This window comes from Paenibacillus sp. 2003, from assembly GCF_031455635.1.
In the GTDB taxonomy this organism is placed as follows: domain Bacteria; phylum Bacillota; class Bacilli; order Paenibacillales; family Paenibacillaceae; genus Paenibacillus; species Paenibacillus amylolyticus_B.
This window is the reverse complement of sequence record NZ_JAVDTB010000001.1, coordinates 1,483,432-1,500,079: the sequence shown is the minus strand read 5'-3', so window position 1 is coordinate 1,500,079 and position 16,648 is coordinate 1,483,432. Positions and strand designations below refer to the sequence as shown.

Annotated in this window: 11 protein-coding genes; 1 reads left to right on the top strand and 10 read right to left on the bottom strand. The window is 48.5% G+C overall.

Annotated features, from left to right (window positions below; translation table 11 throughout):
* Window positions 1-174: 174 nt before the first annotated feature.
* Window positions 175-849: a bacillithiol biosynthesis deacetylase BshB2 gene (gene bshB2, locus J2X75_RS06730; protein WP_310335174.1), complete on the bottom strand. Its 675-nt coding sequence runs from the start codon at window positions 847-849 to the stop codon at window positions 175-177.
* Between the two features lie 23 nt (window positions 850-872).
* On the bottom strand, window positions 873-1,217 hold the full coding sequence (locus tag J2X75_RS06725; protein WP_091016410.1) for a YojF family protein: 345 nt from the start codon (window positions 1,215-1,217) through the stop codon (window positions 873-875).
* Window positions 1,218-1,484: 267 nt separating this feature from the next.
* Between J2X75_RS06725 and J2X75_RS06720 the strand changes: the two genes are divergently transcribed.
* Complete coding sequence (locus J2X75_RS06720; RefSeq protein ID WP_310335171.1) at window positions 1,485-2,261, top strand: DUF817 domain-containing protein; 777 nt, start codon at window positions 1,485-1,487, stop codon at window positions 2,259-2,261.
* A gap of 163 nt (window positions 2,262-2,424) precedes the next feature.
* Here J2X75_RS06720 and J2X75_RS06715 read toward each other — a convergent pair whose 3' ends face one another.
* The 8 genes from J2X75_RS06715 to J2X75_RS06680 form a co-directional block, all read right to left on the bottom strand.
* Entirely contained in the window at window positions 2,425-4,965 is a 2,541-nt protein-coding gene (locus J2X75_RS06715) for a glycosyl hydrolase family 95 catalytic domain-containing protein (protein ID WP_310335170.1), read from the bottom strand.
* A complete protein-coding gene (locus J2X75_RS06710) occupies window positions 4,962-6,107 on the bottom strand; it encodes a glycoside hydrolase family 88/105 protein (protein ID WP_307536729.1) in 1,146 nt (381 codons plus the stop codon). Before J2X75_RS06710 ends, J2X75_RS06715 begins: the two co-directional genes overlap by 4 nt.
* Window positions 6,108-6,174: 67 nt before the next feature.
* Complete coding sequence (locus J2X75_RS06705; RefSeq protein ID WP_310335168.1) at window positions 6,175-8,232, bottom strand: glycoside hydrolase family 65; 2,058 nt, start codon at window positions 8,230-8,232, stop codon at window positions 6,175-6,177.
* A 43-nt stretch (window positions 8,233-8,275) separates the two neighbouring features.
* Window positions 8,276-10,570: a helix-turn-helix domain-containing protein gene (locus J2X75_RS06700; RefSeq protein ID WP_310335167.1), complete on the bottom strand. Its 2,295-nt coding sequence runs from the start codon at window positions 10,568-10,570 to the stop codon at window positions 8,276-8,278.
* A gap of 87 nt (window positions 10,571-10,657) precedes the next feature.
* The gene (locus J2X75_RS06695) at window positions 10,658-12,889 is read right to left on the bottom strand and encodes a glycoside hydrolase family 88/105 protein (protein WP_310335166.1); all 2,232 of its coding nucleotides are present in this window, start codon (window positions 12,887-12,889) and stop codon (window positions 10,658-10,660) included.
* Window position 12,890: 1 nt separating this feature from the next.
* Window positions 12,891-14,219, bottom strand: coding sequence for a Gfo/Idh/MocA family protein (locus J2X75_RS06690; RefSeq protein WP_149846637.1), 1,329 nt, complete (start codon window positions 14,217-14,219; stop codon window positions 12,891-12,893).
* Window positions 14,216-15,754, bottom strand: coding sequence for an extracellular solute-binding protein (locus J2X75_RS06685; RefSeq protein WP_310335163.1), 1,539 nt, complete (start codon window positions 15,752-15,754; stop codon window positions 14,216-14,218). Before J2X75_RS06685 ends, J2X75_RS06690 begins: the two co-directional genes overlap by 4 nt.
* A gap of 23 nt (window positions 15,755-15,777) precedes the next feature.
* A complete protein-coding gene (locus tag J2X75_RS06680) occupies window positions 15,778-16,647 on the bottom strand; it encodes a carbohydrate ABC transporter permease (RefSeq protein ID WP_083679484.1) in 870 nt (289 codons plus the stop codon).
* Between the last annotated feature and the right edge of the window lies 1 nt (window position 16,648).

Here is a 16,648-nt window from a genome sequence, read left to right as displayed (position 1 = left end):
CTCATCCATTGAAGCAACGTAATAAATGAAGCGTTATCACAATCCTGATCACAGTGTACTTAAAATGATATTTATTCCATATAGCTCAATTAGGCTATAGACACTACATTTTTGTGTCGATATTGTGATGTAAACAAAAAAAGCCGCCAAATTGGCGACTTCTGCGTAATGGTGTTAGGCAAATGGGTAGGTCCAGAATGTTTCTCTGCCAAAACGAGCTTGGATCTCTTCTGAATTCAACTCTCGATCCCCGACAAGCTCGGCTGCCTGAAACTGTGAACGGTGGGCGCGGATCGACGCCATTTTTTGTTTCAAAAATCCGGATACATCAACGATTACATCCGCTTTACCAATGAATTGTTCCTGGTTGTGGGCAAATGCAACGCAATGAACCAATGGACGCTCTCCTACAGGAAGACGACCAATCGTCCGAATGACGGCCTCTCCCGTCGCATCATGATCGGGATGTACACTGAACCCTGGATAGAAGGTAATCACAAGGGATGGATTCAGTTCCTTGATCAGTGCCATGATGCTATCGTCGAGTAGTTGCGGGTCTTCGAATTCGATCATTTTATCGTGGAAACCAAGCATTCTTAAATCCTGAATTCCAATGGCTGCTGAAGCTTCAATCAGTTCTTGTTTGCGGATCTGAGGCAATGTGACGCGGTTAGCAAAAGGAGGAATCCCCATGTTGCGTCCCATCTCGCCCAGTGTTAGACAAGCATAGGTAACGTGAGAGCCACCTTCTATGTACTTGGCTAATGTTCCGGACACTGAGAAAGCTTCATCATCCGGATGTGGATACACCACCAAGATTCGTTCATGCTCATTGTGTATAGTATTCATGGTTATTCAATCCTCCGCTTTCATCAGAACATCTCTCGGCTTAATTGTAACGCCACAACTAGTTTACCTTGGGTATCGTGACCAGCCAGAATCAGTCTTTCTTGGTCCTGTTCGTCAATATGTGTAAGGCCCTCGGCGTAAATCCATCCCTGAGTGGTTTTCAGACCAACCCGGTATGGACCCGTACCTGAAATGGACCCCTGCGTATATCGTATGGCCGCATTAGTAATGAATGCCGATGCTGGGTGCTTCGAACTGTCATAGTGATGCGCATACGCTCCAGACGTGAGTTCGAGGTGTACGTATAAGTCCTGATCTACAAGTTCATTAATCCGGAGCTGAATATCTTGAGGTTTAATCGGTTGCATAGCGGCCTCCTTGTCTAATGTAATTGTACGAATTTCATTTTAACATAACCACAAGAGAATATACATGGAGTGACCCTGTCGACCTCTCATAGAGCATTCTCATGATGATTCCAGTTTGAAAACAAGAACAGATTTGCGTGGTTTTTTCTCTTTTTATTCATGGATCATATCTATATTATAAAGTGTAGGCAAAAATGCCCGTGATGAAGAACCTTAAATCTTAAATGAATCTTGCTCCAACATGTTTGGAAAGGAGTTTAACTCAACTTGAAATCTCTAATACAACTACTTCATTTTGGCTATCATCAGGCCATGAGCTGCATATTTCCCGTAGCGATCTTTGGTACACTGGCCCTGTCCAGCGTAATTCCTATTCCTTTCCTTCATCGGTATGATGCCATTCTGCTCGTATTACTTGCTGTGCAGTACCTGATGTATCGAAGCGGCTTGGAAACCCGGGATGAAATCAAGGTCATCTGTGTATTTCACATTATAGGCCTGGTGCTGGAGATTTATAAAGTATGGATGGGATCTTGGTCTTACCCTGAGCCAGCTTACACCAAAATCCTGGGTGTCCCTCTGTATAGCGGATTCATGTATGCAAGTGTAGCCAGTTTTATGTGTCAGGTGTGGCGAAGACTGCGAATGGACATGACCGGATGGCCTGGTTTTGCACCTTCCATGCTGCTGGGAGCAGCCATCTATATTAACTTTTTCACTCATCATTTTATTCCCGATTTTCGCTGGTGGCTGACGGCGCTTGTATTTATTGTCTTCTGGAAAACCTGGATTATTTACCGGGTACGAGCAACGACCTATCGAATGCCCTTATCGCTTGCTTTTATCATTGTTGGTTTCTTCATCTGGACTGCTGAGAACATCGCTACCTTCTTCAATGCCTGGAAATATCCTGATCAGCATGATGCCTGGCAACTGGTTAGCTTTAGCAAAATTAGTTCGTGGTTTCTGCTGGTCATCATCAGCGTCATCATCGTTGCGCAGCTCAAATATGTGAAAGCCAATCGAACCGCAGATGAATCATAACCTGACGAGCCATTACATCCCCTTATCACAAAAACAGCAGCACTTCTAGACTGGAAAATAAGTCTTTGAGTGCCGCTGTTTTGCTCTTCAGACTGTTCAGTACTTTGAAAGTATTCGCAGCAACTGATAATTGCTACGTGAAAAGGCGCCTAATGTGGACTTTTTATTGCATATGTCCAGATGCTATCTGCTCCAGCACTAGTTCCCCACCAACTTCAATTTCAAGCTCATACATGCCATTATCATCAAGTTCACATAAGCAGGCACTTTTGCTGAGCATCACGCATCCGTTCACCCATTCAGGAATATGAAGCTTCGTATTGATCCGCCGGTCCGCGACAAGTTCTGCCCGGAAGAAGCCCGAGTTCCGGTTCCATGTACAGGACATTCTACCTCCTGGTATGCACCAGTCACGAATGGAACCTTGTGTCCACCGTTCTGGCAATGCTGGCAGTAACTTGATCCATTGTTCTGACACATAGAGCAGCATTTCCTGTACTGCATTAACCCAGCCCATATTGGCATCCAGCTGAATCGGAGCAGCGGGCATGGACATACATATTCCCATATTGCGCCAGTCATTATGCAAGGTATACCCATTACTCAGAACACAGGAGCGCGCAAGAATATCGAGACTTTCCAGCGCCCGCTCACCATTGCCAAGTCGAGCATATATGGACGACATATGTGTAAGGGACCAACCACTCTGAGCACCAAGCCTTCGCTGATCAACTGCTGTCTCGAACGCTTGGAACAGTTCTGGCTGTTCTTCACGGGTGAGCTCCTGTCCTGGAAAAACAGGATACAGGTGTGAAAGATGACGATGATCACGTCGATCTTCAAACGCAGGATGCAGCCATTCTTTCACAGCTCCCTCCGCTTCAATTAGATAGTCGGGCATATGCTCCAGCATGGCTTCCCAGCACGGAATCTTAGTCGTATGCACTCCAGTTAGTCGACTGGCTGCAATGACATGCTGTAGCAGTTCTTTAATAATAGCAATGTCCATGGTGGCATTAATGGCTGTAGGCATAGGATGCGCCAATGGCTGTCCATGCTTAGGCATAAAATTCTCAGGTGTATTCTCTGGCGAAACAGACGGGTATATCTTGTATTTTCCGTCTTCACCCAGCACCAGAAAATCTTCATAGAACTGAAGGGCCTCCTTCATGAAGGGCAGGGCTTCCTCGAGCAGAAACTGCTTATCTCCAGTGAACTGATAATGTGCATAATAATGTCTGGCGATCCATCCTGCTGCTCCGGTCCAGTTCATAATTACCGGAACAATCTGGTTAGGCACACCGATACCCGGTGTTGTTCCAGCGGGAATGTAAATCCCTCGGCAGCCATATAACTTGCGAGCATTGTCGCGAAAGTCATCCATTAATCCGTTGTAATAGCGGAACAACGAACGATTCAGATGGGATAAACCACCTACGTCAGTGTGCCAATACATCATTTGCACATTCTCATTCGCCATATTGTGACCCCAGATCAAGCGATAATCACCACCCCACAAGCCGTATAATCCAAATGGCAATCCGCTATGTTGAGAGGTTCCGCTGATAAATAGATATCGACCATAGGCCCACATCTTGCGCACAAACCCTGTAGGTGCTTCACCTTCATAGGCTTCCAGAAGTAAGTCTTCATTACAGCGCCCGTCATCCGTTTTATCCCCCAGATCAAGCTCAGCGGACCGAAACAACGGTTGATGCAGTAATATATGCCGATCCAGCAACGTATTGTAGTCGCTCTCAAGCGATGCAAGTTCCTGCTTCAAGCGTGTCCATTCCTGTGCTTGTCTGCCCGTAGCAAACATTTTAACAAGCACAAGCACTTTTCCAGAGGTCTGGAAATGAAGTTGCCTGCTAAGCATGTCTTCGTTAGTTTCGCTTTCCTTTTGTTGATCATGACTCGCACCAGGTATTTCGTTCAATTGGATCAGTCGCAGCACCGCTCCGTAGTCCTGTCCATCGTCATTTTGCCCGCCATAGCACAGGTAGTCTCCACTATCATCCCGATCAATTCTTATCGTTATAGACGACTTTAGTGCGTTGAACTCGTCATCTTCTCTTACCCGGTCGCCCTGCGGGAAATGCAGGCCTATCGTCCCCGACAGCAATGAATGCTCAGCCGAACCTGTTCCCTGCGCACTTGTTCCATCTTTCACTCTATGAGTCTCGATCTCATAGACAACACAATCGTCTGCACGCGAGACGAACAGACTTCTTGTATAGTTGTCACTTCCGTCCTGCCAGCGGACCTGAACTTCCCCTGTGTCCATATCCAGTTCCCGCCGATATTTGCGAAAAGGGTTATTACACTTCATTTCCACCGTCATTGTAGCCAGTGGATATCGGGAAGACAACTTGGACGCGTAACCTTTTGCTTGCAGTGTACGGGTCAGATGCCAGCTTGCCTCCAAATATCGTTCCTCATCCATTAACTTACGGGTTTCTGATAAGGTATGACTGACATCGGGCAGTTCATCTTTGCGCCCCCAATGCCATAATTCACTGTGCTGCAAGAGCACAGTTTCCGTCTGAATTCCGCCTTGCACTGAAGCACCAAGCTTACCGTTTCCGGAAGGAAGCGCTTCTCGCCACAACCCTTGCCACCAGGAAGAAGGATATTTCAGCAACAACTTGTTCCTGTCCGGCCGTATGCCTGTAGTGTCTGTGTGATCAGTGTGTTGGTTCACGCTTTTTCCGCCCCAAGTCTCTCCATCTCAATACTGGCTAGCAAGAATGGGGCTACGCCCATCTGCACATCGCTAACGACCTGTTCACTGATGTAATATTCATAAGAACCGTCCCGATACTTCTTCCCACCGAGTCCGGCACCATGACAGATGTGGTGCAGATGAACCCCTTTTTCATCTTCAGTGACTAACTGCTTCAATATTCCAGCATAGGCATGATCAACGACTTCACGGTCCAGTTCAGCCAGATAATGTAACCGAAGGCCTTTCGCGAGTGCATAGGTCAGCATACAGGAAGCAGAGGCTTCCAGATAATTGCCGGCTCTTCCGTTCTGATCCATCACTTGGTACCAGAGTCCACTATCATGATCCTGAGCATGAGCAATCGCGTATGCCATTCGTTCAAATATGCCCATAATCTGTCCTCGCTGTGGGTGATCCACGGGAAAGTGCTCCAGTGCATCTACCACGGCCATTGCATACCATCCCATGGCCCGGCCCCAAACATGAACGGATCGGCCAGTATCTTGAGCGCACCAGCGTTGTTCCCTGCTCTCATCCCAGGCATGGTGGAGTAGGCCATTACGCGGATTACGGGTCTTTCGCTCGATCAACAAAATCTGTCGTGCCACTTCATCGAAGCTCTCGGGATGATCGAAGGTGCTCGCATATTCCGCCAGAAAGGGTGAAGACATATAAATGCCATCCAGCCACATCTGAAACGGATATATTTTCTTATGCCAGAATCCACCTTCACTTGTCCGTGGCTGTCCTTTAAGCTGGTCAACCAGGTGCAAAATTGCCTTAGCATATTTGTCATTGCCGGAATTCTTCCACTGGTTGAACAGATTTTTGCCTTCATTTATCATATCCAGGTTGTAATCATTCAACTGGTAGGTCCGAATGGTGCCGTCATTCTCGATGAGGTCATCCATGTGACGCTGGACAAGTTCCGCGTAGCGGGATTCTTGATTCCATTCGGCGGCGCGTTCCAGTGCCATCAGCGTCATCCCGCCCACATAGCCCCATTTGCCTGCAATCTTGGGATGATTGCCATTCTGGCATTCGGAAAGCAAGGTATCTGCTATTTTGACAGACATTCTCCGTTCTTGTGTCACTGACTTTGTCGAAGTTCCAACCATATCGAAATCCTCCTTCTGATGGATTATGCCATCTGTACCGTTCATTCGGGGTTTAACGTTCTGATGATTACATCAAAGGATGAAGACCTTCCCACTTCACAGTCCAGCTACCATCCCGTGGAAATCCCGGATTCGCTTTTTCTCCTGCCCCTGTCCAGCCGGCGGCCATCATGGCGACAGCGGTTAGGAGACCACCGTTCCCGGGAAGATATGCCCACAACCCTGCTCTCTGATAGTTGTGTCCATTAGGCAAATACGTGTTCTTCGTGGCATCCATCATCAGAAAATCCACTGCAAGCTCTGGTTCATTCAATCTGGCCGCTGTCATCGCGCACATCGGAAAATCCCAACCCCAGGCGGATTCCCAGTCCCAGCATTCTTTGACCTTGAGCAACGTATTTCTCATGATCTCCGGATCGATTAATGAACCTGGCAATAGTCCAAGTGCTCCAACCATCGAGGGATGATCATGGTTTTTAACAGTGTAAGTGTCCGGACAATTCTCGTGTGCGAGATAAACTCCGTTCTCATGTCGAGGTTTAGCCATGTGCGAAGCCACTCTTCGCCAGTCTGGATTGGCTGGATGATTCAAACGCTCTGCCCAAAGGATGGCTATCTCCAAACCGAATTTCCAGTACTCCAGTTCATAGGGCGGATTCAAACTATCGGTCATGGCGTGATTCTCCTGCGCAGGAATAAGCGGCGGACCTAACACATACGCTTGCCTTTTCCCATCCCAATGGGCATAGGACACCATAAAGTCAGCTGCTTCAAATACGATATCCCTATACCTTGTTAACATAGCAGGGTCAGGCCGGGACAAATAACACATCTCAGCTAGTGCCATGGGATGTGGTTGCTGCCAGATCAATCCCGGAGCTACCGGCGACGGAGTCTGATGCCCGTTATAACCCACCATTTTGGGCCATCGTGCACCGACATAACCTTGAGAGCGGGCCAGTTCGCGGGCTTCTGGCAGGATGGTCAGGTACCAGTCCAGACTCTTGCACAACAGATCTGTACGATTCCAGAGTGGAAAATGCGCTGCATGCCACCAATGCATCTCCAGATGCATTTTGCCGAACCAGCTGTTATACATATATCCGGTCTCCTGCGGCGGCAGCGAACCACCGCTGTGCACCGCGCTCAGGAACTGGGATAGGACTACTCTGCGCTCCAGTTCGGCAGCACGGGGATCTGAACTGCCTTCAAAATCAATCACTCCGCCATCGTTCCAGAACTGATTCCAGTGGACCGAGCTTGATCGCAACACTGTATCTGCTGGCAAGGTTTCCGGCTTATGTGCAGCAAAAGATACACTGCACGACCAAATGTCCGAGTCTGGTACGGCCTTGGGAGATAGTGTGAATTCATGAGTTCCCGTCTGTTCCAGTTGGCCTGCGTCCCAGATCCATTCCAATGCATACTCATCTTCATCCAGCACACGTTTCAACAATGCGGAAGTCGAAGTGACCGATGTCAGCACAGTAGAATGTCTGTCATGTTGCTTCCAGTCGGGGAATACTGATTTTGACCAGCTCCGGTGTGTCATATCGGGCGCTGGAAATAGAACAAAAAGTTGCAGACGCTGCTTACGGATTAATTCGGATTGTACACAAATGGCGATACAATCGAGCCGTGGGTCACAGGCTGTCTCTACACGCACTTCTTCCCCCTGAACGGTAAATTCACTGTGCAGAATTCCGGTCCATAGATTCAATTCCTGACGTACCGGAACGACATGGGTGACGTCCGTCTCCTGACCATCTTCTCCTAGCAAACGAAATGAAATGCGTCCAAGCTGAACTCGATGCGGGTTCTGCCTAAGCCAATGATAGGCTTCTTCCTTGTCTTCGGGCTTCATGGGGTATGGCACTTTGCGGCCATATGTCTCAAATGCCTGATAGACAATATCCTCATCTCCGAATACATGATGACCGCCCGTATAATGCCAACCCCAGTTGGATTGTGTACCAAGAGGTAGTTCATACAGTTCTGGATACGTCTGAAGTCCCGTAAAATCAGCACTGAATGCAAATTCTCCATTACCTACAGATAAAGGCGATCTGGGCTCAAGCTGCGTTAATACGGGATGATTCCTGGTGACGACCGATTGTCGATCCATCAATGGCTCTGCCTCCTTGTCATTCTATGGGTTCAAGTATGGGTCATGATTCCCGTAGTACACCCCTGCGGCTTCGCATTACCTCCCTGTACTTGCCCGGTGTAATGTCTTTGTATTTTCGATACACACGAATAAAGCTGTTCTCATGCTGATAACCCACCATCGTTGCGATCTCGGAAATTCTATAATCCGTATCCAGCAATAGTTCACAGGCACGTTCCATGCGAAGCTTAGTGAAATATCCGTGGATGGTATCACCCATTTCCTGCTTGAACAACTGACTTGCCAAACTGCTTCCGATCCCGGCATGCTCGGCAATCTCCTGAATGCTTACCGGGTCTTCCAGGTGGTTATTCATAAATGCAATCATCTGTTGACACAGTATGAAATCCTTGCTGAGCATAAGACTACCGAACCATTCTGCCAAACCTTCGATCTGGCTTCGCAGCACTTCACAGACAGCCTCCAGATGCATGGTCTGCATATCCACCATTTCGAGTCCGAAACCTTCTGTCTCACGCTTCAGGCGAATTCGTTCAAGTGTAGCTGCAACAGCTTCAAGAAAGGCCAGCGCTGATGAAGGATGCCATTGCTCGTGGGTCATTCGACCAACTATCTTGTCAAAAGTCCTCAGGGCTTCTTCACCCCTGCCTGCTTCGACGGTCTCCGTCAGTTGAGTCATGAATTCAAGTTCTTCCAATGTGTTCTCGGTTGGTTGCAGACCCGAGATCTCTTCAAACGAAATAACTCGTTCATACCCCAGGTAGAATCTGTAATCCAGCGCACTTTCCGCCTCATGCATGGCTCGCTGAAGTCGCATGAATCCGTCGTGCCCCCCGCTTACACCGCTCGACACCTGAAACTTGAGCAAGCGAGGAATCATGCCAATCGTCTCTCGTATTGCTGTCGCTACGCTCTTGCTACCGCCAGAATGAATCGGTTGCAGCATCACGAGCATCCGGTCTCTGCCCAGATCGGCTGATAACACCCGCCATTGTCCAGACAACAGTTCAGCTATGATATTACCAATGGCAAATTTCAGCAGGGAGTGATCTGACTTCGTAAAGCGCTCACACCAGGCCTTATAATTATCAATCGACAACAAGGCAACAGAGAGTGGCTCATCGCTCCAATCCTTGAAATAACGGCACCATTTCTCGCTAATTTCCCGACTTCCTGTCATATGTCCGTTATAGATATCCGTCAGAAATTTGGATGAAGCTTCCGGAAGGGTCTGCCTGAGATTGATGGCCTGCTGAGCATGATCCGTTAGCAATTGCCCCGTTATTTTCTCCAGATCAATCTGCTCCGGATGGATTCTCTCCTGGTCGTAACCGCTGAGCAGTTGTCTCATGCGTCTTACCGGTCTAAAAGCAGCTGCATTGTAAACTGTGATCGTAACCGCTCCTGCTACAAGAGCCAACAAAGATACGATAAAAACAATATTGCGGATCTTCTGTGCATTAGCCAGAAGACTGTCTTGTGATATCACGGACAGATAACGCCATCCGGTGTACGGTGAAATGGTCTGTGAAGCCAGTAAAAGCTTACCTTCATGTTTAAACTCACCAAGCTTTTCACCATCCAGTTGAGTGAGTACATGACTGACCGCTTCCTCTCCGACGGCATAATTGCCGAGATCATATAAAGGCTGGTTGTTGGTGTCGAGGATGAACCGGTGGCTATCAAGGTCGGAGACGGATGAGAGCAGCATGTGCTCGAACATCTTCTCTGTCTTGAAATTAACTGCGATAATCCCTTTCAACTCGCCAGCGATCATTATTTTTCGGTAAAGTGTAATTTGCGGCATGGACACACCAGAAGATGTGGAAATCTCACGTTGCTTGACCAGCATGGGACGATCTTCAAGTTCATCGGCAACGCTAACCCAATCCGAATCCGGGAAATTAACTTTGCTGGAGCTGTAGCCTTGTGGGAAGGCAACGATGCTTTCTCGATTCATATCAAAAATGTAAGCGCTCTTAATAAAAGACGTACTACTGATTAAGGTTTCCAGAAATTGTACCAGTTCCGTAATATTGCGGTATGATCCCTGTACTTCATTGGTGAGAAATCGGTATACATTACTGTTCAGCGCAATTTTCACCGCAATCTGATCACTTTCCCGGATCACTTCATCAATATCATTCATGCTGATACGCAGCATCTGGTGTTGCGGCTCACTTAATTCCTGCTGTAACACCGATTTGGAAGAATAATACGTCGTCATCCCCACCGCAATAATAATCATGAAGACAACAACAGTCAGAATCAGCAGCAGCCGGGTCTGGGTATTGGTGAAATTGAATTTTAGCCACTTTAAGAAGGAAAGGGTCACAATTATCCCACCTCATATGCAATATACCGATATTATACCGTTCCCATATGCCCAATACGACCCGGTCCAACAGCCTATTTTCTCCCTCTAAAAAGATGATTTCTCCAATTTCTCCGGTGTTCCGACCCTTTCCGCAGCGAAAACCGGCGTGTTTGTCTGCCATTCTTGCATGGCAATAGTTTCAAGCCCAGCAAGAAGTACAATGCCGATCCCATGGGTATCATTCAGATTCCAACCCAGTTCATGCTTGTAATAGTGATTCGTGAAGGAATAGCTGGAGCCACGACATACGCCGTATACATTGCCTCTTTTATCAATTGTGCGCTCCGATAGCCCCTTCCACCCTTGATACGCAGCTTGTGCATAGGGTTTTGGATCTAAAAGCCAACCCTTTCGCACCCCTCGGGCATACGCATAGATGAACATGGAGGTACAGGAGGTTTCCTCATACGACTCCGGGTCCGTTAATACCTGATGCCACAGTCCGTTTCTGCCCTGCAATGCCAAGTACCCTTCACACAATTCCCTGTAGAACTGAATGAGAACTGTATAGGATGGATGGTCATGAGGAAGGGCCGTCAGCAGCTCCGACAAAGAGAACAGTACCCAGCCGTTGCCTCGACCCCAAGGGGTCCGTGTTGGCTCGCCTCGCTCCACATCGAATACATGGGACATGATTTGAAGCTCTGAAATATACAGATACTTTTTATACAAAAGAACCTGTCTTGCCGCTTCATCCAGCAGCTTATCGTCACCCGACCATTCGGCGTATCTACACAGGAACGGGATGCTCATATACAGATCATCACACCACATCGTGTTATCCATTGATCTGGAGACACCAATCTTGCGGTATAAAGTGCCATCTTCCAGACGGGACTGTTGATGCAAAATATAGTCAGCGATATGAGCTGCCGCCTCTGAAACGCCGTCCAACTTGCGTTCCCGATCGGCAAGCAACATGGTGGCGCCGAAAGATCCACAGTCGTCCAGGCTGTCGATATGGGAGAGCTGATTATTCAGCCCAGCTGCACCATAACGTTCTCTGTCCCATAAGGAGTAGCTGAAACGTGAAGAGGCAAATTCAATGTGATTCAGCACGTAATCTCGAATATCCGATCGTTGACCCGCTATGCCAAGCTGAAGCAATCCGTATAACGTGACGCCCAGGGGATAGTTCCATCGGCCGAACCATTCATTTTCCAGAAATGGACGTACCTCTCCGTCTGGCAGCTCTGTTCGCCAGTATACGCTTTCACCTGTTCCGCTACGAGCAGTCCGCTTCATCTCCTGGCAGGAAGCCAGATCAATCTCCTGTTCCGCTTGAAAAGGACCCAGGTACAGCCACTTGCCTCTGTGCCCCTTCACATCCAGTGCGGGTGTCAACATCTCATCTGTAGTTGCATCCATACGGAATCCCCAATCCCGTTCTCCACCTACACAGTTCGCTGTCAGATCTTGCACGTCAGCTGACAATGGCAGTTCGAAGCGAAAGCGTCCGGCATGCTCTTGATGGAATACTACCTTGCCCTCCACCGAGAATTCAATCGGGCTGTAGGCCTCACCAGAGATTAGCACAGTCTCCTTGCCACATTTCGTACCACCTATCTTCGTCCATGCATACGCAGACATGCCGCTGGTCAGTCCATACATCCGTGCCAACTGTCCATAAGGCGATGCCTTCTCGGGGTCTTCCTCCCGAGGCAACCAGTTAACGCCAGTGACCTTCTCTCGCATGGGGCCAAAAGGAATTTCCGACAACGGAAAATCCAAAGGCTCGCTGTAGAGCCAGCCTTCTTCCCCATCTCGTTCGAGCGAAGGCACAATGAAGTGAAGTGGTTTGTTCTTCCGGGAGCCAGTGCCAAACTGGCCACCTCCCCCCTTTTCCCCTAATTTGAATTCAAGAACGAAATGATTCCAGCCTCTGACCAGTCCACATTTCAGTTTCAGAACAGGAATCGCTGGATATTCCTCTTCAGGTGCAGAACCATAGATCAACACGCCATTATGATATAGCCTAACAGGTCCGAAGCAGGTGATATGAAAAATAAATTCCTGATCACTGTCACTCCACAGTTTGGCCCATGCATAGACCAGTTGTCCTCTCTGCATGTCGGGGAATAGACCCTCCAATGGAAAATCATAGCGGTGATCATCGGACTTGCGCACAAGTCCTGATCTACTTACCCTGTAGACCGGGGGATGCGGAGGATTGGCGCCAATATACCTTCCCGCAATGCTCATCAGGGCGTGCATAACGTCTTCACCACTGTGATAAGCCATACTCTCCTCCGGTTCAAAATACACAGGTCTGCTCATGTCACTTCTCCCTCCCTTTGTGTGTGGGCACTCTGCTGTTCCAACCACCCAGCACTTCGTCTATGGAAATAGGCCGATGCTCTTCCACAGATCGCCACACTGCTTCTCCAGCGGCAACGGAATAAGCGCCGTCTTCAGCGCCAGACAGAATTCGGTAAGGGCGTCTCTTATCTTCGCCGAGGAAAATATCCTCCAGCAGCAGTGGATCTCCTCCTCCATGTCCGCCTTCACGATGAACAACATGGATCGTTTCTTTTGAACCAAAGAGCGGAAAGTAATCGATCGTCTGGACGGGTGTGGGAAAAGGCGTCCGGGCCGGCATATGATACTCCAATGTTTCTAGCCTGCCCTTCGTGCCATTTATCGCCAAACGGTACCCTTCGTAAGGAAGTGAGAAATTGACCGAATAACTCATCAGCGCGCCGCCACTATATTTCACTGTTGCGGCATACGTGTCTTCAATCTCAATGGTGGAATCGAAGATACACTGGTCGGGGCGGTATGAAGTGTATGGAAACTCCTGCTGGCTTGCTGTACCGAGCTGGTTCAGATGGTCATCCGGTACCCGGATCTGACGACTGCGGGACGTCCAGCGGGAATAATAGGCGCAATCTTCTGAGACATGGCATGTACGGCAATGTCTTCCGTCCTCCTGTGCCGGATTCCATTCACCTTCAGCCCCGTAATAGTTCAGTGCTCCATAGGCAAAAACTTCAACTGGCTTTTGATTGATCCACCACTGGACCAGATCAAAGTGGTGGGTACTTTTATGGACAGACAGACCGCCCGAGAATGCCCGTTCACGGTTCCACCGTTTAAAATAACTGGAGCCGTGATGGGTATCGATATACCAGTTAAGGTCGATGGAAGTGACGCGACCGAGCTTCCCCTTCTGAATCAATTCCTTGATGCGCATGTGGATCGGCATATACCGATAATTGAACGTTACGATGACGTTGCCCTTACTCCTTGCTTCTGCTTCCAGAATGCGTCTGGCATCAGCTCCAGTAGTCGTCATCGGCTTTTCGGTGATAACATCGAGATCCCGCTCCAACGCGGCAACAATATAGTGGGCATGAGTATCGTCCCTGCCAGCCACGATGATACAGTCAGGCCGCGTCTCATCGACCATAACCCCGAAATCCGAAGCTCCATATACTGCTACTTCTGTGTGCTCAGGAAAACGGGCGCGATATACTTCAAATCGTGCAGGATCGGTATCCAGCAAAGCGACAACCTCTGAATTATGAGAGAACAGCTCATGAATTGGTTTTGCAAATTGTCCCAATGCTCTGCCGCTGACCCCGCATAGGGCATATCTCTTTTTCATTTTCTCACCTTCTCATACCATTCCTGTACACGCTGGGTGACCACTTCGCCCCCGGAAGCATTCCATTTCTTCACATATTCATCATAAGCCTCGATCGGCAGCTCGCCGATGACAATCTTGGTCAATACCTCTTGAAACAACTTGTGAGACTGGATATCAGGAAAACCTTCATACACAGAGGCTGGCAGACCGTCACCGGCAATTTGCCGCGCATCGGCAGTGCTGACTTTGAACATGTCTTTGACCATTTGCTGCTGATCTTCCGGATATGTCTCTTCAATCCGCTTGTTCATGTCTTCTGCTGTGGTCAGATTCTTCATACCCAAGGCAAGCGGTTTGTTGTCAGCAGGTGGAAGAATGACTTTGCGTCCATCCTTGACTTCATGCTGCTCACCCTCAAGACCGAAGCGACCAAACTCATCATTTTCAGGATTATAGAAGAAGTCCAGCAGCTTCAGCGCATTTGGCGCATTATCCTGTTTGGTGGCTGGGATCATCCATTCCGGTTCACCCATGCTTTTCTGGGTGACAAAAGCTTCAAACCCTTCGGCTTTGGGCAAGGGCATTGCTGCAATGTAGGCATCTGGAGCCTGGGTCAGCATCGCATTGTACCGATCTCGCACATTTGCAGGCAAATGGTACCAGCTGCCTACGAGGTTATTATTGATTTTGGCCTGCCACACTTCCCCTTTGTTCAGGAAGGTTTCATTGTCCAGCAGTTTTTCCACATATAACATGCGAATGAACTTGATTGCTTCCCGCATATTGTCGGTAGTCCCTGCGTACTGGATTTTTCCATCGTATTCATCCCATTCGGGATAACCTTCCCACATCGCTACCCCGTACATCGCAAACAAATGGTCCATCCATCTGCCGAATTCCCTGCCGCTTGTTGGCAGTTCATCCGGTTTGCCGTTGCCATTCGGGTCCTTGTCACGGAAAGCTGTGAGCAGCTCGACATAATCATCAGTGGTCTTTGGCATCTCCATGCCCACCTTATCCACCCAATCCTGACGAATTAACGGTGCACGTTCAGGCACAAGGAATACCTTGGGTACATAATAGATTTTGCCATCAGGGGAAGCAGAGCGAACGATATCCCAAGCTTCCTGAGGAATACTCTCCCACACATGGGGTGCATATTCAGGCAGCAGTTCATCCAGTGGTAACGCGCCTCCCTGCTGAATCAGTGTCTGCTCAATGCCTCCAATTGGACGCAGGATATCTGGCAGTTCATCGGAGGCAATCATCAGGTTCAAGTATTCGGATGGCTCCGAACCAGGAGGCGTTGTAATGAGCTCATACTGGACTCCCGTCTGTTCAGCAATGTATTTCACATGTGGATTATCCAAAGTTGGCAAGCTGCCAACGCCCATATGGCTTTTGAATACTTTGACTTTTGCAGCCCCACCACTGCCTTCACCGTTACCAACGTCATTTCCGGAATTTGTAGTCGCTGATCCACAACCAGCGACCAACAGCATGGCTATACTGAGCATTAGCGGCATCATCTTGCGGGTCAGTTGTTTTCTCATGAAATCATCCCCCTGAACATGGTTTATTCTTTCAGTGATCCGAGCAATGAACCTTTCACAAAATACTTCTGTAGATAAGGATACACCAAAATAATGGGAACGCTTGCAAAAAGTATCGTCGCTGCCTTTAACGTGGTTGTATTGAAGTTGTAATCCCCAAGAAACATATTTACCTGGGCCAGTTCCTCCGGGCTGGTTAAATACGCTCGCAGCTTCATCTGCAGAGGCCAGAGCCCTGGATCACGTAGAAACAGTACCGCCCGCTGGAACGTGTTCCAGTATCCCACCGCATAGAACAGACTGACCGTAGCCAGAACCGGCTTGGATAGCGGCAAATAAATCTGAAACAGAATCCGAAAGTCATGGCAACCGTCGATTCGGGCCGTGTCATCAAGTTCTTTGGGCAAGCTCATGAAAAAGGTACGCAGAATGACCATATTAAATGTGCCAATTACACCAGGAATAATCAGGGACCAGATGGAATTCATCATGCCCAGCTCCCTTACCGTCAGAAAAAATGGAATCATCGGGGCATTGAAAATCATCGTAATTACAATGCCCAGCATCACTTGTTTGCGAATCATGAATTCTCTGCGCGATAACGGAAAAGCGGTCAACACTGAAAATAACATACTAAGCGCAGTACCCACTACCGTAATGAATACGGTTACACCGAACGATTGCCATAAGCCCGAGCTTTGTAGAATGTGTTTCCATGACGCGAAAGTAAAGCCAACGGGCCACAGAAATACTTCTTTGGAGTCTGCCGCAACCGGCGAACTCAGGGAAACCGCAAGCAGATGTAGCAACGGAAGGAGCATCGTAAAGGCCGCAAGTGTCAGGAAAATGTAGTTGGCGGTTTGGAACAGCTTTTCTCCAATCGTCTGCTTGATC